The organism is Parapedobacter brassicae, from assembly GCF_051400755.1.
GTDB lineage: Bacteria > Bacteroidota > Bacteroidia > Sphingobacteriales > Sphingobacteriaceae > Parapedobacter.
Map to the genome: position 1 here is coordinate 1283797 of NZ_JBLFFL010000001.1, position 21431 is coordinate 1305227.

A 21431-nucleotide genomic window follows, 5' to 3' on the forward strand; every position below is an offset into this window, starting at 1 on the left:
CATATAGTAGAAAACTTTTGACGTCGGCGTTATGCTGGCTGTCGGTATTTACACTGCATGCACAAGAACGCACCCTCGATGACCTGCTAAAAAAGCTTGCGCGGTATGCGGAGGAATACCCCCGTGAAAAGGTGTATCTGCATGTGGACAAGTCCTACTACGCGGTTGAGGATGACATTTGGTTTAAGGGATATATAATGATCGGGGCGCATAATAGACTTTCTGGATTAAGCAAGGTGTTATACGTAGATCTCATCGGGCCCGAGGACACTATTGTGCAATCCCTTAGGCTTCCCATTGTAGCCGGTGTGACGATGGGAGATTTTCAGTTAGCAGATTCGCTGGATTCGGGCAGCTACCGGATTCGGGCGTATACCAATTGGATGCGGAACTTCAGCGACAACGGATTGTACGAGCAGGAAGTATGGATTGGAAAGACGGGCGAAGCAATGGACAAAAGTGCAAAAGTGGCCGAAACGACACCGCTCATCCATGGTGTCCGATTTTTTCCCGAGGGTGGGGCGTTGGTGGCAAGTAATCTTACGAGGGTTGCTTTTAAAACAGTACCGGAAGGTTCGGACATCAATTTGAGCGGATATATAGCGGATCATCAGGGCGATCGGATCGTCAATTTTGCGTCTATGCATCCTGGCGTAGGGGATTTCAGTTTTGCACCTCAGCCGGGGAGCAGCTACTTCGCTGAGGAAACGTTCTCAGACGGGAGCCGCGTCGAACAAGCGCTTCCGCCGGTGAAACACTCAGGCTATGCTCTTGCGGTAAACAATGAGCTGGAGGAGCGGATTTTTGTTCAGGCCTTTACGACAGCAGATTTGGTGAGGGGGCAGGAAATTAGTCTCTTGGCACATCAGGACGGGGAAGTATTCTATGCGTCAAGGAACATACAAGCCAAAGGAGAGGTGATTTTTTCTGTGCCGCGGGCAATCTTACCTGCCGGGATTGTGCAGCTGACATTGTTTTCAGAAGCGATGGAGCCGGTGGCGGAGCGTGCGATATTTAATGTGAATGGTCTTTGGGCTTTGCCGACAACCGTCGTCACGGAGAAGGAACACTACGGTTTACGGAAGAAGGTAGAGGTGCAGGTGAGCGTGGGTCATGAGGATGACAGTAGCCGTGTCGCCGTGCTGTCGGCGGCTGTTGTAAACCTGGATAAAGTTCCTATTGATAGCGCGGTGCAGGAAGGGAATATTTATGCGAATTTGCTGTTGAGTTCGGAGATGAAAGGATATGTTGAAACACTGGAATATGATTTCGGAGGTATCGGTATCAACAAGCGCAGGCAGCTTGACAATGTGATGTTGATGCAGGAAGGCAGCCAGATAGATTGGCAGGAGCTTGCCGCGGGGAAAATCCCGGTGATCACCCATCATCCTGAGCGAGGGCTGAGCGTCAGCGGTGTTGTGACCGAGCGGGGCGGCGATACTCCCGTTGATAATGCCCGTGTGACGCTGCTTTCCAGCAACGGCTTTGTCTCGATGATGGATACCGTAACACGTCAAGACGGACGATTTAATTTCGACGAGTTGGTCTTCTATGACAGCACGCGGTTCGTGGTGCAGGCCCGAGACGCTCAGAATGGAAGGAAGGTGGATATCCGTCTTGATGAGTTTCACGGTCCGGCGGTTGCGCCCAGTAAGCGCATTCCAAACGCGACGGCCCGACTCGAAGAGGACATAGGTGTTTACCTGGGGAACGCAGAGGAGCAATTTAGCGAGCTTGAGAAGTATGGATTTGAGAAAGAACAAGGCATATTGTTAGAGGAAATAAGGGTGACGCATAAAATTTCCAATCCAAGACTCAGGAATTCCAGCAACCTGAACGGTCCGGGCAATGCAAACTATGTTTTCACAGCTGATGACCTAAATCCATCTTGTATTACCTTGGCTGAATGCCTCCAGGGGCGAATACCCGGGGTGAGTTTCAGGAATGGAATGGCGATCTCGACGCGTTCCATGGGGTTCGGTGGCGGATCAATGGCGATTATCCTTGACGGCACATTCATGGAGCCTGCGGCTTTGGCGGATATTCCGCCCTTTGAGGTAGAGGCGGTAGAAGTGTTATCGGGTCTGGGGTATGCCGCTGTTTACGGTGATGTTGGAAGCAGCGGGCTGTTGGTCATTACGACCAAGCGTGGAGATAGCCGCGAATACGATAAAAAAGGATATAACAAAGAATTACACACACCGGGCATCGTCACGCATAATCCGCAGGGATACTATGAAGTGCGCGAATTCTATGCGCCTGATTATAGTGCCCCCACGGATTCGCTTTCGGAGATGAAAGACCTCCGCACCACGATCCATTGGGCACCCAATATTGTCACGGATGAGCAGGGCAACGCATCGTTTACCTTTTATACGGCTGATAGCCCGGGCACATACCGAATGGTGATCGAAGGGTTGGACGTATATGGGCGTGTAGGACGCGCGGTGCATTATATTAAGGTAGACTAGAGACGAGTAAGCAAAAAAGGATGGACTTCATTAAAGTTAGTATCGAAGAACGTGTCTCCCATGTGTATTTGGATCGCGGCAAATCCAACGCCATGAACCGGCAAATGCTCGAGGAGCTCGGGCAAAGCTTAACTGGTGCACAGGACGATCCGGCGATTGAGGGGCTGATCTTGCATGGCAAGGAAGGGTTTTTCAGTGCGGGACTTGATTTGGTTGCTTTGTATGAAAGCGACGAAGGGGAGGTGCGCCAATTTTGGTATGCTTTCATGGACCTGGTACGGGTGTTTGTCGCGTTTGACAAACCGGCGGTAGCCGCCATCAGCGGGCATGGCCCCGCAGGAGGCTGCGTGTTGGCGCTATGCTGTGATTATCGGGTAATGGCCGAAGGGGATTACGTTATCGGACTCAACGAGATCCCCGTTGGTATAATCGTGCCGGATAGCATCTTTCAATTATATGGTTTCTGGCTGGGCCAGGCGGCGGCGTATCGATATTTGCTGGAGGGCAAGCTTTTCAGTCCGCAAGAAGCACATCAGATCGGATTGGTCGATGAGGTGGTCAGCGGAAAAAGCATTCGCACCGCCGCCGAACGGCAATTAGGTAACTATACGCAATATGAGCGGAATAGCTGGAGGCAGAGCAAGCGCAATATGAGACAATCCATGATCGCTGCGTTCGAAGTGAGCCAGGAACAAACCATCGAAGCGATATTGAAGCAATGGTGGTCGCCCGCTACCCGTGCGGTCCTCAAAGCGATTATCGACAACTTGAAGCGCGGACAAAAATGAAAGACTCAGCAAATACTGTACAAGGCGCTTTGCGCGAGGATGCGCTAAAAGACAAAACAATCGTGGTGACCGGCGGCGGTACCGGATTGGGCAGGGCCATGGCCACGTATTTTCTCCGATTGGGCGCGCGGGTGGTCATCGCCAGCCGGAAAATCGAAGTGCTGGAAAAGGCGGCCGAAGAAATGATGGCCGATACAGGTGGGCAGGTACTGCCCGTTGCGTGCGATGTGCGGGATATTACGCAGGTCGAGCAGCTGCTGGCGGCATCGCTGGAGCGGTTTGGCCGGGTGGATGCCTTGGTAAACAATGCCGCAGGCAACTTCATCTCGCCTACCGAACGCCTGTCTGCCAATGCTTTTTCGGCTATCATTGACATCGTACTGAAGGGCACGGCCAACTGCACCTTGGCTTTTGGCAAGCAGTGGATTGCCCAGAAGCAACCGGCCAGTATACTCAACATGGTGACCACCTATGCCTTTACGGGGTCGGCTTATGTGGTGCCGTCGGCAGCGGCCAAAGGCGGTGTGCTGGCGCTTACCCGTTCGCTGGCGGTAGAGTGGGGCAAATATGGCATCCGTAGCAATGCCATTGCCCCGGGTCCCTTTCCCACCAAGGGGGCATGGGAGCGGCTATTGCCCGGTGATCTGGCCAAGCAGTTCGATTTCAAAAACCGGGTGCCCCTTAAGCGTGTAGGCGATCATCAGGAACTGGCCAATCTGGCCGCTTTCTTGGTATCCGATTTTGCAGGGTATATCAACGGAGAGGTCATCACCATCGATGGGGGAGAGTGGCTGCAGGGCGCCGGTCAGTTCAATGGCCTCGCCGCCATCCCGGATGATCAATGGGATCTGCTGGAGCAGCTCACGCGGCAAGCCAAGGGCTGACACGGGTTGACCGAAAATTTCATCAGTTGTGCGGGCTTTTCTCGCCGACTTTGGCACTAGTTATGCTTATTATCCAACCGAGTTAATATTTTTGATAGCGACAAATTTTAGCCCCCATGACCACAATGAATTTAGATTCAGCATTACAAGCACGCGCCGAGGCTTGGCTGCAAGCCCCGTATGACGAAGACACCATCAACGCAGTAAAACAACTTTTTGACACGGGACAATACACCGAGTTGACCGATAGTTTCTACAAGGACCTCGAATTCGGTACCGGCGGTCTCCGCGGCGTCATGGGTGTGGGCACCAACCGGATGAATAAATATACCATCGGCCGGGCCACACAGGGATTGAGCAATTACTTGCGCAAGGTCTATCCGACAGCAGAAATAAAAGTAGCCATATCATACGACAGCCGCAATAACTCACAGGCCTTTGCGCGCTTGGTAGCAGATGTATTCTCAGCAAACAATATCAAGGTTTACCTATTTGCCGAACTGCGGCCTACCCCGCATCTTTCCTTTGCCGTGCGTCACCTGCAATGCCAGGCCGGTGTGATGCTGACTGCATCGCACAATCCGAAGGAATATAACGGCTACAAAGCCTATTGGAACGATGGCGGACAGTTGGTGCCGCCGCACGATAAGAATGTCATCAACGAAGTATATGCTATTGAAGATCCCAATGCAATCAAGTTTGCCGGCATCGCAGAAAACATCACGCTATTGGGTAAGGAGTTTGACAAGGCCTATTTGGATGCGATTGCAGCACTGACCATCCGTCCGGATGCAGTAGCCCGGCAGGCTGATCTGAAAATCGTCTTCTCGCCGATACACGGGACCGGCGTAACGCTGGTGCCACCGGCATTAAAACAGTGGGGCTTTACCAACGTGAATGTGGTAGCGCAACAGGCTACGCCGGACGGCAATTTCCCTACGGTTATATACCCCAACCCCGAGGAGGAAGAAGCCATGTCGTTGGCCGTGAAAGAGGGGGAGCACATCGGAGCGGATGTTATCTTCGCCACCGATCCGGATGCCGATCGGGTGGGCGCAGCCGTCAAGAATGCGCAAGGCGTTTACCAATTGCTTAATGGCAACCAGATCGGGAGCCTATTGGTGCACTATGTGCTTTCTGCCAAGCAAGAGCAGGGCGATCTGCGGCCGGATGACTATGTGGTCAAAACCATCGTCACCACTAGCCTTATTGCCGACATCGCCAATCAGTATGGCGTTACCTACTACGATACGCTGACCGGCTTCAAGTACATCGGCGAACTGATTACACTGAAAAATGGAGAAGGCCGGTTCCTCGTCGGCGGGGAAGAGAGCTATGGCTACCTCGTGGGCGAGCTGGTGCGCGATAAGGATGCCGTGGTATCTGCGGTGTTCATCGCCGAGATGGCCGCGTATTATAAAGATCAAGGGAAGACACTTTTTGATGCATTGCTCGACCTTTACGTGCAGCATGGATTTTATAAAGAGAAGTTGATCTCGCTGACGAAGAAAGGCAAGGCTGGAGCAGAGGAAATCCAAGCCATGATGGAACGCCTGCGAAGCAACCCTCCGCAGACCATCGGCGGCATCGAGGTGGCTGAAATAAAAGACTACCAGAACAGCGAATCATATAACCTCAAGACGGGTGAGCGGGGAATCATCAATCTGCCCAAATCAGACGTTTTGCAATTTATGACGGTTGACGGTGACGTGGTTTCGGCACGCCCATCGGGTACGGAGCCCAAGATCAAGTTTTATTGCAGCGTGAGGCAGCCGCTTGCCGATCCGCAAGATTTTGACCGCGTGAGCCGCGAATTGGACGAGCGCGTAGACCGCATCATGAAAGACATTGCTTGATATGCTACATTGGGAAACATTATCCTCCGAATACCTTGTACAGGCCCCTTGGGCAGTATTGCGCAAAGACGTGTGCCGCATGCCGAACGGCCATATCGTGCCGGAATATTATGTGCTGGAATATCCCGATTGGGTGAATATGGTGGCGCTGACTGCAGACAACCAGTTTATCCTGGTACGGCAATACCGTCACGGCGTGAAGCAGGATGTGCTCGAAATCCCCGGCGGCGTCATTGACCCCGGAGAGGATGCCCCCACGGCGGCGGTCCGCGAGCTGCTAGAAGAGACCGGCTACCGGTTTGACAGCATCGAAGAGCTGGCCTCACTCTTTCCCAATCCGGCTACCAGCAATAACCGCACTTTCACCTACCTCCTCACCGGCGGCGTGAAAGTGCAGGAGCAAGCGCTCGATGAGCAAGAAGAAATAGATGTGTTGCTGGTTACTCCCGAAGAGCTGAAACAGCTATTGCTAAACAATCAGTTCGGTCAATCCCTGCATACCGCAGCGTTATTCTATTCGCTGGTCAAGCTGGGTCTACTGGCCTGATACTTATTTGCCTGATATTAAAGGAGGAGGTGCTCGGAGGCCGTTTTGACGAGTTCCGCCACGTTTTTGACTTCAAACTTCTGCAGGAGATTGCGCCTGTGAGTGACGATGGTGAGCGGACTGAGGAATAGTTCTTCAGCAATTACGGCGCTGGTTTTGCCCGTGGCCAGTAGTTTGAGGATCTGTGTTTCCCGTTTGGTGAGTTTTGGAATGACTTTCCATTCGTTTCTCGCCGGGCGAGTAATGATGTCCGTTATTTCCCGGCTGAAGGTGACCCGGCCATCGAGGGCTTCCCTGATGCAGGTAGCGAGCTCATCGAGAGAGGCGTTCTTCAATAAATATCCGCTGGCCCCGTGTTGGATGGCCTGCATGACGAAGCTACGTTCGGCATGGTTGCTCAGCATTAATACGAGGGTTTTGGGATAACGGGTTTTAATTTCAAGACATAAATCCAGCCCATTGATGTCGGGCAGGGTAATGTCGAGAAGCGCGATGTCGATATCCACCGTCTCTAAAAATGCCAATAGCGATCCGCCATCTACAAACGTGCCGACAACGTCAAACGTGAGCTCATTGGCCAGCAATAAATGAAGCCCCTGTATGACGATGGGGTGGTCGTCTACGGCGACTATCCTGATCTTATGCTTACCCTGCTCCATGGTCATGTAATTCAAGGTGTATGGCCGTTCCCTCGTTTGGGGAAGAGATGATCTCTATTTTGCCCTTATAATATTCGACCCTGTTTTTTACATTTTCAAGGCCCAAGCCCGTTTTGCCGGACAACCGTTTGGTATCAAAACCAATGCCGTTATCTTCTACAGTGATCAGGAAGTCGCGGTTGTGTTGGCTGCATTGTAAGACGATGTCCGAGGCGTGGCCGTGCCTTACCGCGTTCGATAGCAACTCCTGCACGATTCGGTAGATGGTGATTTGCAGCGGGAGGGAGATGTTGCGGTCGATGCCGAAAGGCTGGAAGTCGATGTGCAGCCCATCGTGCATATAAAATTCGGATAGATCCTTCAGCGCTGTCTCCAGCCCAAACTTCAATAGGGTCTCGGGCATCATGTTGCGGGCGATACGTCGCAGTTCGCCCACAGAATTGTCGAGCTGTTCGATGACCCGGTAGAAGTCCGTATCATTGGGTTGGTGCAGGTGGTTGGCCGCCCAACCGGATAGGTTGAACTTTACTCCTGCGAGCATACCGCCAAGCCCATCGTGCAGGTCCCGCGCCACGCGTTTTCGCTCCCGTTCCTCTCCTTCCAGCATTGCCCGGGTCACGGCCAGCTCCTGTTGCTGCTCCATTTCCCGGAGTTGTTGCCGGTGGTTGATCTCCTGTTGGGTAGTAAGCCGACGGTGGCTACGGTAGTAGGCCAATGAAAAAATGGTCGCCGCCAATAAAAACAGGCAAACTGCCCCCAGTAGCCAGTTGAATAACCGGTTATTGTTTGCTTCCAGTTCTGCGGCGGTCTTTCCGGCTTTCAGCGTGGCAATTTCCCGCGTGTTCTCAGCCGTGCGGTAGCGGGTTTCCAGCTGGTGCATTTTTTCTTTGTAGTGGGTTTCATGCAGACTGTCGCTCAACACACTGTAGGCCTTTTGCCAGCGGAACGCATTATGCATGTCGCCAAGTTTTTCATAGGTTTCGGCGAGGTTTGTATAGTAAACCGCCCTGGTGGCGGCAAAAGGCGTCACAGGATGCTGTGCTACCCCACTCAAGACTCGCTCGGCGGCTTGGTAATTCCCCTGCTGGAACAACGTCAGAAACTTTTCATTGAGCATACCCTCTTTCCGAAGAGTATCGTTTAAGTCTTCCGCGAGGGCGATACCCGCTTCGATGCTGTCAAGTGAACGCGCGTAATTTCCCGATTTGCGATAAAACCGTCCTTCACCCTCCAGGTATTCGAGGTAATACCGGGATCCGGTATGATCGGCGAGCAACCGGCGAACGCTGTCCTGCCATCTTCTGCCGAGTTTAAGGCTGTCCATGCTGATATAATTGACGGCGGCGGCGAGGTATACATTCACGCGAGCGGAGCTTTCGATTTCAAGGGTGTCCAACTGTTGGAGCGATTGCTCGAAATAGGGGGCTGCTTTGGCATATTCGCGCTGGTTCGCAAATAGAGTACCTACATCGGCGTAGGTCAAGGCCGTATAGGTAGGCAATTCCGCTTTTTTAGAATAAGGAATAACCTTGTTGAGCAGTATGGCAATGGTCGATTCATTGTCATCTTTGATTTGTTGCAGGATCGCGTAGTTGTTCCATGCGTTGGAACGCAGGGCAAAAGCGCTTTTGGTAACGATACCATGCCGGGCGAGGATGGAATCAACCCTAAGGTATGCGTCTTCACTCTTGGTCCTGTCTATTCGACGATAGAGCTGGCCGATGTAAAATTGATGGCGCGCACGCGTGTAAGGACTGTTCCCGGCTAGGCGTCGGCCTTTCTCGAGATAGGTTTTTGCTTTGGCCGTATCAAGGTAGGACCAAAATTCACACAAGAGATATGCCGCCCTAGCCCGGAGGCTATCCGATTGCTCCGTATCGCTCAGCGCCCGCTCAAGGCTGTCTGCATGACGCTGCCGATCAAGGGGAATGGATTGCGCGGCAACCGCGATACAGCAGCATGCACCGATCAGGGAAAGCACGAGCTGTTTCATCATATTAACACTAAAACTTCATAACAATAATATAACTTCCTGCTGACAATTGCCAATTTCACCAAAAACTACTCAAAAATGAGTAGACATAATCCATGCTTTCAGGGGATTGTTTGGCCCTCTTCCCCTTGATACTTTTGCTTCGGTGGTTTTCCCATACCTGAAAATCACCAAGGATGAAGAACATGATATAGGGACATTAAAACAGAAGGTCATGAAAACAAGAATTGAACTGAAGACAGTGTGCGCCGTGTTATTAGCCGTGTTCACCGCCGCGGGATGCAAGAAAGATAATCCGTCACCGGATGCCGACCCGGCATCGGGGATTGCAGGCACCTATATGGGTACCCTGGATGTTTTCCAGGGCGAAACGCATTACGACGCCGTAATTGTGGTGACACGTAACAGCGCCGATGAAGTGACATTGACCGCTAAACCGGATGAGGAGTATTCGATCATTACCCCTAAAACGTTGAAGGTATACGATAACGGGGGCATCTCCATCCAAACCTCATCGAACGATGCGCAGGGAATCGCAATATACACGCTGGACAATAAAACGTTATCGGTGGTGACGAAGCAAACAGCAGCAGCCGACGTAACGTATAGTTTTGAAGGTGTGAGGCAATAAAAGCATTATAGTTAAAAGTTATGATTATGGATACGCGTTTAAAAAAGAGGAGAAGCGGGTTCTTCGCCGTATGGTTGGTTGCAGTACTTTTGGTATCGTGCTCAAAAGATGACCCCTCACCGGAGGAGGGAAGTGAATGGAAAACATCGGATATTGAAATCTCCAATATCGTCGCAGAGCAGGAGGAGGCGGGTCGCCAGGTCCACGTATCATACGACGTGAAAAACGTTTCCGGAAAAGATATCCTTAACTATGGCACGTTTGATATCCGGTGGACAGTCAAGGATACAGACGGCACGCTCTATCAGACGGAGCGGGGTGTTCCCGAATTGTTGAAAGATGCGGTCAGCCCGCAGGACGTGTACATCAGCGTTTCTTCTGGTAAGTTGGCCGACCTGTCCACGGTGGTGTATGAAATACTTTTGGATGAATAGCGGCTTGTAATCCGGGTCAATTAAGGCTGGCTGCACACTTGAAAAACCGTCCGATATCGAACACTAACTGTTCGATATCGGACACCTGTGTTGTTCGCTCACCGTTTGCAGGCTCGGAAAAGGGCGATTCAACCGTTTGGTAATGAATTTGATGTGAAATAAACACATCGAATTTCGGGCAGAAATATGGAAATCTGCCCGTTGGCTAATCATATTCATAAACGGATAACCATGCATTTGAATAATCTAAAAATCGCCTGGCGTAATGCGCTCCGATCCAAATTATTTACCGCGTTAAACATCTTCGGTTTGGCATTGGGATTCGCTGGTTTTATGCTGGCCTATCTGTATATCAACCGGGAGACCAGTTATGACCGGTGGAATCCGAACTACAATGAGATTTACCTGGTTGGGTTAACCTACCAAGGGAACAATACCGATCTTACGCCCCCGGCATTGGCTACGGCGATCAAAGCGAAACTTCCTGAGGTGCTGGAAGCGGGGAGGGTGTCTTATTTTCCGTGGGAAGTGCCTTTTATCGGCGATGATGGCCAGACCTACGTAAAGGACTGGAAGACCGCTGACCTGTCTGTTGCCCGGATGTTCGGAATTGATGCATATGGCGTGCAGATGACGGAGACGAATCCCGAAATTAATTTGCTGACCCCTGAAGTGTTTCAGCAAGTCTTTCCAAACGATAGCAAAGATGCGTTCGAGCCTCAAAAAATCATACTTGACCCATGGGGAATGACGATGGTTGACATTCACGGGGTAACGAAATCCCGTAAATTGTCCAACCTAACGTATGAAGCGATGTTTTTCAAGCCGGAAATCATCGGCGTACTAGATCAACCGAACAAGTCGTTATACCAGACTTATATTCAGGTAAAACCAGGCACGGATATCATTCAACTAAACCAAAAAATCAAGAAAATATACAAACACGAAATTGCGCAGCACCACCATAACGCCACGTTGGCTTTCGCCAATGGTGATACGTATCTTGACCCGCTAAAAAACCTCCATTTAAGGCCACGGCACGGCTCGAATACGGGGTACATCACGGTTTGGGCGTTGGGGGTACTTTCCGGTGTCATCCTCCTGCTGGCCGGTATCAACTTTGCCAACCTGATGATGGCGCAGGCAAACAAACGAGCCAAGGAAATCAGTATTAAAAAGGTGTTTGGCGTAAGTCGTGGCCGGCTGGCCACACAGTTCCTGGGTGAGGTATTACTCCAGTGTCTCCTTGCTTCCGCGATTGCCTGGGGCTTGGTCGTAGCCTCTCAGAATGCGTTACAGCAATGGTTGGCTTACGATTTGGCGGCTTTTTCCCTGTCAGAGCAGATTGCATGGCAATTGTTGCTGGCCGCATTGTTTACCGCGATAGTATCCGGCATATACCCTGCCGCCATCCTATCGAGTTACCATCCGGTCAATATCCTGAAGGGCAACTTCCAAACCGGCCACCGGACGGCATTGTTCCGCCATGCGCTATTGACCTTCCAGTTTGTCATTGCTATTGTATTCATCACCGGTATGGTTATCCTCAACAGGCAACTGGATTACATGCGCCAAGGGGACAAAGGTTTTGAACCTGCGCAGGTGGTGTACATCAAAAATCTCGCGCTATTAAATAAGCCATCCGATTTCAAACCGTATCGCGACCGGATGCAAAGCTATCCCGGTATTGAATACATGACTGTAGCGACCAGCATTCCAGGCGGGATCGGGCCAGCCGCAAGCGAATTTCAATTCCGGGATGTTGTGCGAAAGAGCGACCACATCGGTGTGGACTTCGATTATTTTGAAACGATGGGCATGGACATGCTGGAAGGCCGACCGTTTACGGAGGCTTTCGCGGCGGACTCCATGAAAGGAGCCGTGATCAACGAGGCGGCAGCCCAAGCATTTGGCATGAAAAGCCCCATTGGACAAATCATCCGGGGATGCGATACCGACTTTGAGGTAGTGGGGGTAGTCAAAAACAGTAAGATGCAAGGGTTTGAACAATTTGCACGGCCCACGGTATATTCCATCAACAGTGCATGCGGACAGCTTAAAACGGAAATCCTGGTAAAATTAAAGCCGGGTACGATTCGACAAACATTGGCCGCATTAACCAAGGACTGGGATTCAATCAGCAAGGACTGGGAGTCCAGCAACAGGTCTTCCGGCGGAAAAAACTTCCGTTATGAGTTCGTCGACCAGAAATATGCTGCACTCCATGCCCAACAGGAACAATTGGAGTCTGCTTTCAGTGCGTTTACCATTCTTTCTGTCGCCATCGCGGTAATGGGGCTGTTCAGCATGTCGGCTTATAGCATCAGCATCCGGCAGAAGGAGATGAGCATCCGCAAGGTGCTGGGTGCCTCGGTGAGTCAGTTGTTCATGCAACTCAACAAACCCTTCTTCAGGATATTTGTCTTGGCCAACTTCATTGCGATACCATTGGCCTACTTGTTGGTAGACCGGTGGCTGGCCACTTTTGCCTATCGTATCGAGGTGCGGTGGTGGATGTTTGCGCTGGCGGGCATTACAGCCATGCTGATCTCATTGCTCACAGTAACCTATCAATCGGTTCGGGCCGCACAGGCCAATCCGGTCGACTCCCTGAGGGATGAATAGGATTATCTCTCATAGCATACCGCATCTGGTGCATCGACAACGGGCTGAGGAGCCGGAGGCATTTGTTGGCGTTGCTGCATGATGAAAGACAAGGCAAATACAGCGCCACTGGCGGCCATGGCGGCTCCCACCCATTCGGGAGCGGTATAGCCATATCCCATCGCGATGGGCAACCCGCCCAAAAAGGCCCCCAGTGCATTGCCGATGTTGAAGCTTGCCTGGCTTACGGAGGCAGCGAGCATTTCGGAACCCTTGGCTGTATTGATCATCAGCATTTGTATCGGGGCTGAGAGTGCGAAGGCGAGACCCCCGATAATGAAGGTCATCGCCAACGACGGGATGGGGTAGATGGCCAGATACTGCTGGGAGATCAGCGCAACGGCCATTGCCGCGAGCAACATCATCGACGCTTTTGCAGGCGATACCAGATCGGCCAAGCGCCCCCCCAGCAGGTTGCCGACGAACATGCCCAGGCCGGCGAGCATCAGGATGTAGGTCATGGATGATTCTGCAAAACCGGATACCTTGGTCATCAACGGCGAAATATAGCTATACCACGAAAAGAGTCCGCCGGTACCGATGGCGATCATCCCGATGATCAGCCAGGCAGCTCTCCGTCTGAAGAATCCAAGCTGAGAGGTTACACTGCCCGTTTGCTTTACGGGAAGATTTGGCAGCCATTGTTTCAGGGATAGCAGGGTGATGAGCCCTACCAGCACCACGATGGCAAACGAATACCGCCAGTTGAATTGCTGGCCGATGTAGGTGCCGAGCGGTACGCCGATGAGGTTGGCAATGGTGAGACCGGCAAACATGAGAGACACCGCGCGCGCTTCTTTGCCCGGCTGAGCCAGACGACTGGCCACTACCGAGCCTACGCCGAAAAATGCCCCATGGGGAAGGCCCGCCAGCAACCGCGAAATGAGCAGGGTGGCGTAGCTGGGTGCAAAAGCCGAAAAAGCATTGAAAACCGTAAACAGTATCATTAGGCCGATCAGGATACGTTTGGGCGGATATTTACCGGCAATGACCACCAGCAAGGGCGCTCCGATGACCACGCCCAGGGCATAAGCCGTTATCAGGTGGCCTGCTGTGGGGATATCGATATGCAGGTCGCGGGCGATGTCTTCTAACAACCCCATCATCACGAATTCGGTAATCCCGATGCCCAACCCTCCGAACGTGAGCGGTATCAAACTTTTCTTCATATACGTGCCTGTTGGCGTCTTCAAACGCTTAGTGTAATAAGTACACAAAGGTACGTTGTTTTTGCTAGCTTATTTCCGTCCGGTGGAGGCCGTTGAAAATATGATATTAAACTGACGGGAGTAGGCTTTTTTCCGGCAATGGGTGTTCGGAATCGCACATAAGCTGTTCGGAATCGCACACCGGATGCCCATTAAGTTCAGGTATTGCGTTCGTTCATAAGGATTTGTGATATTGGTAAGGATTTTGGCATTGCTAACGCGATATTTAATATATTTGGTGTTGTCAGCCATGGTGGTTGATGGCTGACCGCTGAAAACCGATCGCTAAAAAATGATCCAGTTAAACAACATATTCAAATGGTACAACGTGGGCGGTAGCCGCTCTTTCGTACTGAAAGATGTCAATCTTCATATTGCCGAGGGTGAGTTCGTTTCCATCATGGGTCCCTCGGGTTCCGGCAAATCCACCCTGCTCCATATTCTGGGATTATTGGATGAACCGGATGAAGGCGAATACCTGTTCATGGACGAAAATGTGCTTGGGCTGAAAGAGCGGCAGCGCTCGGCGCTTTATAAGCAGCATATCGGCTTCGTGTTTCAGGCGTATCATCTCATCGACGAGCTTACGGTGTATGAAAACATCGAAACACCGCTTATCTATAAAAACCTCAAGGGCGGCGAACGGAAGGCGATAGTAGCGGACCTAATCGACCGTTTCGGCATCGTAGGTAAAAAGGACCTATTCCCTACGCAGCTTTCGGGCGGCCAACAGCAGTTGGTGGGCATTGCCCGGGCGCTGGCCACTACGCCCAAGTTGCTGCTGGCCGATGAGCCTACGGGCAACCTCAACTCTAAGCAAGGGGAAGACATCATGAACCTGTTCAAACAGCTCAACCAGGAAGATGGGGTAACCATTGTGCAGGTAACGCACTCGGAGAAAAACGCGGAGTATGGCAACCGCATTGTCGAGCTGCTTGATGGACAAGTGGTCAAGTAGTCCAAGCAGCGAGTAAGGATAAACTACTCCTCTTGTAGGGCCAGCAAGGCGGTGGCCAATACGTTATCCGATCGGTTGCGCACTTTGAAAAAGGCCTCGCTGCCGAAATAATAGCGGCCCAATAGGGCTTCGATGTCGGTGCGTACCATCGACTTTACTTGGATGGCCTCTTTTGGGGTGTAGTCAACACCCTTTTCGCGCAGGTACGCCAAAAAGTTGCGATACTCCTTTTCCGGCAGCGTATAACCGTTCAGGTAGTTTTCGATGGAGTACGCCGGCACGGATCTGGTCAGCCGCCCGTAGACATAGGTCTCGATGAAGTTGGCTTGCCTGATCCGATGATAGAGGGTGTTCAGGTTCGTGCTGTCAACAGGCACCCATATATCGGGTGAGATGCCACCGCCGCCGTAAACGCGTTTGCCAGACTCGGTTTGGTAAGCGGCGGTATCCGTCGATGGCTTCCCCAAGGCAGGCTGTTTTGGGGCACGAATAGGTTTCCCCGCGTTCGTCGTGTATGATTTTTGGATACACCTCCCTGATGGCGTATAATAACGTGCTATGGTGAGGTTGAGCGCCGAGCCATCCCCAAATCCAAACTGTTCCTGAACCAATGCTTTGCCATACGAACGCCGGCCGACGATGATGCCCCGCTCCAGGTCTTGCACGGCGCCCGCGACAATTTCGCTTGCCGATGCCGACTGTTCATCGATCAGGACGGCCAGATCACCGTTGCCGAAGATGCCATCGGCACTGGAATAATAGTCCACGCGGGGTTCATGAGCCCCTTCGGTATATACGATCAGCCGCTTGTCTTTAAAAAACTGGCTGGCCAATGCGGTGGCTGCATTGAAATAGCCGCCCCCATTTTCCCTAAGATCCAGTACTAACCGTCGTGCGCCTCGCTTTTTGAGGTTTTGCACGGACCGCTTAAATTCATCGGCCGTCTTGGCACCGAATTGCCGGATTTTGATGTATGCGGTGGCGCTGTCAATGATATAGGCAGCGTCAATGCTGCTGACCTCCACCCGGTCACGGATCACTTTGAGGGGCAGCGGCAGGTTTTTCCCATCACGGTTGATCGTGAGTTCGATGGCGGTACCCTTTCGCCCGCGAATCTTGTCAGATATCCGCTGTTCCGAAAAGTTTGCTCCGGTGATCATCTCGCCGTTGATGGCCACCAGCTTGTCGCCCAATCGCAGGCCCGACCGTTGTGCAGGGCCTCCTGATACCAATCCGACGGTCATCAGCGTATCATTCAGGTTATAGTATTCTATTCCGATACCCTCAAAACTCCCCTCGAGGGTCTCGTATTGTTTAAGCGCTTGATTGGGCTGGAGGTATTCAGAGTGCGGATCCAACTGCTCAACAATCTCATTGATGGCGAGATCCTGCAGGTGGCCGATTTCGATGCTATCGACATAATTGGAAGCAATGATGTCGATCATGCGCTCCACCTTGCCAGGTTGACCCGTAATATCCAAGGGAAATACATCTTGTCCGCCCGAACGCACATGCTTACCTGCATAATGTTGTCCGAGCAGCAGCCCTAAAAACAAGACCCCTCCATAGGTTGCTGCTATAAATAAATTTTGTTTGGTTTCCCTGCGCATATCACTGATAACACGCGCTAAATTAAATAGTTTTCTGCATTTTCCGCACGCTAGGGGGCAAAATTTACAATAGACTGGCCGTTGCAGAACAACGCTGCACCCTCAAGATGAAACGACCCGCGCAAAAATCAGTTGGTGTCATTAACTTTCGTGAAATATTATCACTTTTGTAAAAACAGCATGAGCGATGCACGAGATTGAGCCATATTACCGCTGGAGGGACGATTACATCGCTTCCGAAGACGAGCTGTCCCCTTTTTACGGCACAGAGTATAATGAGTTTGAATTCGATAAACAGATCTATAATTTCCTGCTGCATCCGCAGTGGGACAGTTTTGGCTCCAGCACCTTATACCTCAAAATCCTATACGCCGATTACCAGCGGGGTTACACCATTATCGAATTCATCGGGGAGTGGAACGATGCCATATACAACGACATTATGCTGCTCAAGCGCGAGGTTATCGATATCATGGTCGATGCGGGCATCAACAAGTTTATCATGATCGGTGAAAACGTACTGAATTTCCATTTTTCCGATGACAGCTATTACGAAGAGTGGTTTCAGGAAATCGAAGACGGTTGGATAGCAGGCATTAATTTCCGGGATCATGTTATCGATGAATTTAAGTCAACCAACATTGACTATTACATCAATTTCGGCGGCAAGCTTGATGACCTCAACTGGCGCAATCAGAAACCGCAACAGGTATACAAGGCGGTCGAGGAACAGCTGATGAAACGGTTATATTAGCGTTGCCCCACCTGTTCGAAGACCTTTTTATAGATCAGCTTAAACCAAGCCGTATACGTTTCGGCAACGCGCGATAGCTCATGTTCAACTTCTTGGAGCGTCGCCCAGCGGTAATTGGCCGCCTCTTCCGGGTTTGGTGTCGGCTGGGTATTGGTGTGACCGACAAATACGTGATCCAGCTCATGCTCGGTCAAGCCATTGTCGAATGGTGCGCGATACAAAAAACTGAAGGCAAAGGTCAGCGGGATGTCCAATCCCATTTCCTGCTGCAACCGGCGGTGTGCGGCGTCCGGCGTCGTTTCGCCGGGGGCGGGATGGCTGCAGCAGGTGTTCGTCCACAGACCGGCGCTATGGTATTTATGTGCAGCCCGCTGCTGGAGCAGCAAACGCCCCGCATCATCAAATACAAAAACGCTGATGGCCCGATGCAATACCCCCTTGCGGTGCGCCTCCATCTTTTCCATGGAGCCGATTTCGCGATCATGCTCATCCACCAATATCACCTTTTCCATGTTCTATTATATAGTTCACCCATCACCGGTCACCCGCTAAACCGTCTTCACGAAGCGCTCATCATAATTTTCAATGTCGATGATGTATTTATTCTTTACCAGAAAATCAAAGAGGGGCCGGGCTTCATCCGATACGGGCATATTGTCCGTGGTGATGATTTCGCTGTTTTGGCTATCGAGGTACGGGTACGCATACAGCTTCACATTTTTGCTGAACAGTCCACTTACATAGGCCAGCAGCTCGTCGGTATAATTACCCTTGGTATACTGCCTGGAATTGAAAATATTGCGCAGGTTGGAGATGTTTGTTGAAATACCCACGTTACGCGGTTTGAATCGGGACAGATATTCAGCGAGGTAATGGTTGCGGGTGAAGTTGGATACCAGGATATGGTTGCCGGTGCTGCAAAGGTATTCGGCCCGTTCAGCAAAATAGAGCAGATCCTCACTGGAAAACTGCGGCGTCTGGTCAAGCACATTGCTCATGAGCACTTCGATCATGACCACCAAGTTATTGTCCTTGACGTCCAAGTTACGTTTGAATTGGTCTACCGCAAGGTTGAACAAGTCAAAATTGGGATTCGACTTCTGCCGATATTTTGTACGTAGAATGATGATGTCCTTCTTGTACAGGAAGTCTTTGCTTTGGTAGGCCGAACCTTCGGGGTTGAAAATGGCCGCCTTGGAATACCCCTTGGCGATGAGGTACAAGTTGATCAGCCGCTCACTGACGTCCTTGAAGGCAGGACCGCTGACTTTCACCAGGTCGATTTCGATGGAGCCCCGGGACAGGTTGTCGACGAGCGACTCAATCATGGTCTGCACATCTCGCGTATAATAGTAGGCCGCAAAAACAAGGTTTACGCCAACGATACCCAAGACTTTTTGCTGCAACAGGTTGTCGCTGTCCAGTAGCCTCACGTGAAATATGATTTCATTCGGGGGGCTACCCGCTTCCTGTTGGAAACGGATACCGAGCCAGCCGTGTGGTTCGTTGGTTTTGTTGAAATTGAGTGCAGCGACCGTATTGGCAAGCGCAAAGAGCCGTTTGTTTTGGTACTTCTCACCGACGAGGCGTTCGGTGAGCAATTCGAATTCATGCTCGAGCATCTTGCGAAGCCGCGACTGGCTGACATATCGTCCGGATTCTTCGACGCCGTAAATGGCGTCGCTGAACGTCATGTCATAGGCCGAGATGGTCTTGGCAATGGTTCCCGAAGCCGCGCCGGCGTTGAAAAAATTGCGGGCCACCTCCTGTCCGGCGCCGATCTCCGCAAATGTGCCGTAGATTTCTTCGTTGAGGTTGATTTTTAATGCCTTGCGCTTGGTTTCGTAGATTTCCCTTGCCATGCGGGCAAAGGTAGCGATTTAAAGCTTTACCATAAAGCATTACCCCTGTCAACGCAATGGCTGGCAACTTTTTTCCGGAAAAAAAGGAAATAGATATGATACTATATTTATAATAAACTGATAATATATATTGTTTATGAGGTATATTGAATGTATTTCTATCGTATGATAGACGATAGACAAACGATAAAAACACGATAGAAAGACGATAAACAATAAAATGACTAGGATCTTTAATTGTACTTTAATTTAAATTTGTTTGGAATTCATTGGCAAACTTGTCAGACAGGGTTTCCCAAGTTGTCGTTGTCTCCCAAAAAACCCTATTTTTGTCTGCAAACTCACGAACGATGTACAAAACCCTCCAACCCACGCTGCAACAGGAATTGCAGGATATCAAAGACGCTGGATTACATAAAAACGAACGCGTGATCATCACCCCGCAGGGGGCCGATATCAAGATCGAAGGCGGAGAGGAAGTGATTAACTTCTGCGCCAATAACTATTTGGGTCTTTCTTCGCATCCTAAAGTCATCGAGGCGGCCAAAAACACCATCGATACACATGGATATGGGATGTCGTCGGTACGGTTTATCTGCGGCACGCAGGATATCCACAAAGCATTGGAAGCCAAGATTTCGGAATTTCTCGGCACCGAAGACACCATCCTCTATGCGGCCGCATTTGATGCCAACGGCGGGGTGTTCGAGCCGTTATTCGGCGCTGAAGATGCCATCATTTCCGATGAGCTCAACCATGCCTCCATTATCGATGGGGTGCGGCTCTGCAAGGCCCAGCGTTTCCGTTATAAAAATTGTGACATGGCCGATCTGGAGGCGCAGCTCAAGGCAGCGCAAAGCGCGCGCCACCGGATCATTGTGACCGACGGGGCTTTTTCGATGGACGGCAGTATCGCTCCGCTCGCGGATATCTGTGATTTGGCCGACCGATACGATGCATTGGTAATGATTGACGAATCGCACTGTACAGGCTTTATTGGCAAGACCGGACGCGGCACGCACGAGCTGCACGGAGTAATGGGGCGTGTGGATATCATTACCGGCACCTTGGGTAAGGCGCTGGGGGGTGCTTCTGGCGGATTCACCACGGGCCGCAAGGAAATCATCGACATGTTGCGCCAACGGTCTAGACCTTACCTGTTTTCCAACACATTGGCTCCAGCGATTACAGGGGCCTCCATCGCCGTGCTGGAGATGTTGAGTGAAACCACTGAACTCCGCGACAGGCTGGAATACAATACGAAATATTTTCGGAAGAAGATGACCGAAGCGGGCTTCGACATCAAACCCGGCGAACATCCCATTGTACCTGTGATGCTTTATGATGCCCCATTGGCGCAGGAGTTTGCCGCGCGGATGCTAGCAGAAGGCATTTACGTCATCGGCTTTTATTATCCGGTGGTACCCAAAGGCAAAGCCCGCATCCGGGTACAGCTATCTGCGGCGCATCAGCAGCATCACCTCGATAAAGCCATTGCGGCATTTGTCAACGTCGGCAAGGAGTTGGGGGTATTGAAATAGTCAACAAGGACGTCTACAAGAACATGATCGTGAAAACCGGGGAGCGATTGCGCTATCGAGATGCCAGGCAAGAAGACTTGGCAAAAATAGTGGAGATTTATAATTCCACGATCCCTTCTGGAATGGTGACGGCCGATATTGAACCCGTTGCGGTTGATAGCCGGCAAAAGTGGTTTGATGAGCACCATCCGGATCAGCGGCCGCTGTGGATCGTCGAGCAGGCCGACCGTGAAATCGTGGGATGGGTCAGTTTTCAATCCTTTTATGGAAGGCCCGCCTATCAGGCAACGGTTGAACTCAGCATTTACCTGGATGCGCGGTATCGGGGTCGGGGTTTGGGCAGGGCAATACTGGCTTATTGCATTGACCGTGCACCGACGTTCGGTGTGAAAACATTGCTTGCATTCATTTTTTCGCATAATGAACCGAGTTTGAAGCTGTTTAGCAGCCTGGGGTTTGACGATTGGGCGACCCTTCCTAACGTGGCGTTGGTCTATGGTCAAGAACGTGGGCTGAAAATACTTGGGAAAAGAATAGCATGAAACAATTAAATGTCCCGATTTTTCCATAC

At 51.2% G+C, this 21431-nt stretch carries 18 protein-coding genes; 12 read left to right on the forward strand and 6 right to left on the reverse strand.

The genetic code is table 11. The features are described 5' to 3' along the window. Positions 1–17 precede the first annotated feature (17 nt). The 5 genes from ACMGDE_RS05170 (at position 18) to ACMGDE_RS05190 (ending at position 6546) form a co-directional block, all read left to right on the forward strand. Positions 18–2471, forward strand: coding sequence for a TonB-dependent receptor plug domain-containing protein (locus ACMGDE_RS05170; RefSeq protein ID WP_436831693.1), 2454 nt, complete (start codon positions 18–20; stop codon positions 2469–2471). Between the two features lie 20 nt (positions 2472–2491). Next, positions 2492–3259 (forward strand): enoyl-CoA hydratase/isomerase family protein, encoded by a 768-nt coding sequence (locus tag ACMGDE_RS05175; RefSeq protein WP_436831694.1) that lies wholly within the window; start codon positions 2492–2494, stop codon positions 3257–3259. Beyond that, positions 3256–4143, forward strand: coding sequence for an SDR family oxidoreductase (locus ACMGDE_RS05180; protein WP_436831695.1), 888 nt, complete (start codon positions 3256–3258; stop codon positions 4141–4143). Before ACMGDE_RS05175 ends, ACMGDE_RS05180 begins: the two co-directional genes overlap by 4 nt. Positions 4144–4268: 125 nt before the next feature. Beyond that, complete coding sequence (locus ACMGDE_RS05185) at positions 4269–5999, forward strand: phospho-sugar mutase (protein WP_436831696.1); 1731 nt, start codon at positions 4269–4271, stop codon at positions 5997–5999. Between the two features lies 1 nt (position 6000). Further along, positions 6001–6546, forward strand: a complete 546-nt coding sequence (locus ACMGDE_RS05190) for an NUDIX hydrolase (protein WP_436831697.1) — start codon at positions 6001–6003, stop codon at positions 6544–6546. 17 nt (positions 6547–6563) lie between these two features. Here the strand turns inward: ACMGDE_RS05190 and ACMGDE_RS05195 are convergent, their stop codons facing one another. Continuing rightward, the gene (locus ACMGDE_RS05195; protein WP_436831698.1) at positions 6564–7211 is read right to left on the reverse strand and encodes a response regulator; all 648 of its coding nucleotides are present in this window, start codon (positions 7209–7211) and stop codon (positions 6564–6566) included. Then, on the reverse strand, positions 7192–9198 hold the full coding sequence (locus ACMGDE_RS05200; protein ID WP_436831699.1) for a tetratricopeptide repeat-containing sensor histidine kinase: 2007 nt from the start codon (positions 9196–9198) through the stop codon (positions 7192–7194). The genes ACMGDE_RS05195 and ACMGDE_RS05200 overlap by 20 nt, the downstream gene beginning before the upstream one ends. 214 nt (positions 9199–9412) lie before the next feature. On the opposite strand from ACMGDE_RS05200, the gene ACMGDE_RS05205 reads away from it, so the two are divergent. The 3 genes from ACMGDE_RS05205 to ACMGDE_RS05215 all read left to right on the forward strand — a co-directional run bounded on the left by ACMGDE_RS05205 (position 9413) and on the right by ACMGDE_RS05215 (position 12888). Beyond that, positions 9413–9829: a hypothetical protein gene (locus tag ACMGDE_RS05205; protein WP_436831700.1), complete on the forward strand. Its 417-nt coding sequence runs from the start codon at positions 9413–9415 to the stop codon at positions 9827–9829. 26 nt (positions 9830–9855) lie between these two features. Then, positions 9856–10263 (forward strand): hypothetical protein, encoded by a 408-nt coding sequence (locus tag ACMGDE_RS05210; RefSeq protein ID WP_436831701.1) that lies wholly within the window; start codon positions 9856–9858, stop codon positions 10261–10263. Positions 10264–10494: 231 nt separating this feature from the next. Then, entirely contained in the window at positions 10495–12888 is a 2394-nt protein-coding gene (locus tag ACMGDE_RS05215; protein ID WP_436831702.1) for an ABC transporter permease, read from the forward strand. Positions 12889–12890: 2 nt separating this feature from the next. Here ACMGDE_RS05215 and ACMGDE_RS05220 read toward each other — a convergent pair whose 3' ends face one another. Next, entirely contained in the window at positions 12891–14096 is a 1206-nt protein-coding gene (locus ACMGDE_RS05220; protein WP_436831703.1) for an MFS transporter, read from the reverse strand. A gap of 331 nt (positions 14097–14427) precedes the next feature. On the opposite strand from ACMGDE_RS05220, the gene ACMGDE_RS05225 reads away from it, so the two are divergent. Beyond that, on the forward strand, positions 14428–15093 hold the full coding sequence (locus ACMGDE_RS05225) for an ABC transporter ATP-binding protein (RefSeq protein WP_436831704.1): 666 nt from the start codon (positions 14428–14430) through the stop codon (positions 15091–15093). Between the two features lie 23 nt (positions 15094–15116). On the opposite strand, the gene ACMGDE_RS05230 is transcribed toward ACMGDE_RS05225, so the two are convergent. Then, positions 15117–16703 (reverse strand): S41 family peptidase, encoded by a 1587-nt coding sequence (locus tag ACMGDE_RS05230; protein WP_436831705.1) that lies wholly within the window; start codon positions 16701–16703, stop codon positions 15117–15119. Between the two features lie 187 nt (positions 16704–16890). Here ACMGDE_RS05230 and ACMGDE_RS05235 point away from each other — a divergent pair, with 187 nt between their 5' ends. Beyond that, positions 16891–17457: a hypothetical protein gene (locus tag ACMGDE_RS05235; protein WP_436831706.1), complete on the forward strand. Its 567-nt coding sequence runs from the start codon at positions 16891–16893 to the stop codon at positions 17455–17457. Here the strand turns inward: ACMGDE_RS05235 and idi are convergent. Together idi and ACMGDE_RS05245 are read right to left on the reverse strand one after the other, a co-directional pair. Next, positions 17454–17969, reverse strand: coding sequence for an isopentenyl-diphosphate Delta-isomerase (gene idi, locus ACMGDE_RS05240; protein ID WP_436831707.1), 516 nt, complete (start codon positions 17967–17969; stop codon positions 17454–17456). The two genes, ACMGDE_RS05235 and idi, sit on opposite strands and share 4 nt — an antisense overlap. A gap of 36 nt (positions 17970–18005) precedes the next feature. Further along, positions 18006–19319, reverse strand: coding sequence for a nicotinamide mononucleotide adenylyltransferase (locus ACMGDE_RS05245; protein WP_436831708.1), 1314 nt, complete (start codon positions 19317–19319; stop codon positions 18006–18008). A gap of 350 nt (positions 19320–19669) precedes the next feature. On the opposite strand from ACMGDE_RS05245, the gene kbl reads away from it, so the two are divergent. Both kbl and ACMGDE_RS05255 read left to right on the forward strand, forming a co-directional pair. Continuing rightward, on the forward strand, positions 19670–20860 hold the full coding sequence (gene kbl / locus ACMGDE_RS05250; RefSeq protein ID WP_436831709.1) for a glycine C-acetyltransferase: 1191 nt from the start codon (positions 19670–19672) through the stop codon (positions 20858–20860). A 23-nt stretch (positions 20861–20883) separates the two neighbouring features. Next, the gene (locus ACMGDE_RS05255; RefSeq protein ID WP_436831710.1) at positions 20884–21402 is read left to right on the forward strand and encodes a GNAT family N-acetyltransferase; all 519 of its coding nucleotides are present in this window, start codon (positions 20884–20886) and stop codon (positions 21400–21402) included. Positions 21403–21431: the final 29 nt, after the last annotated feature.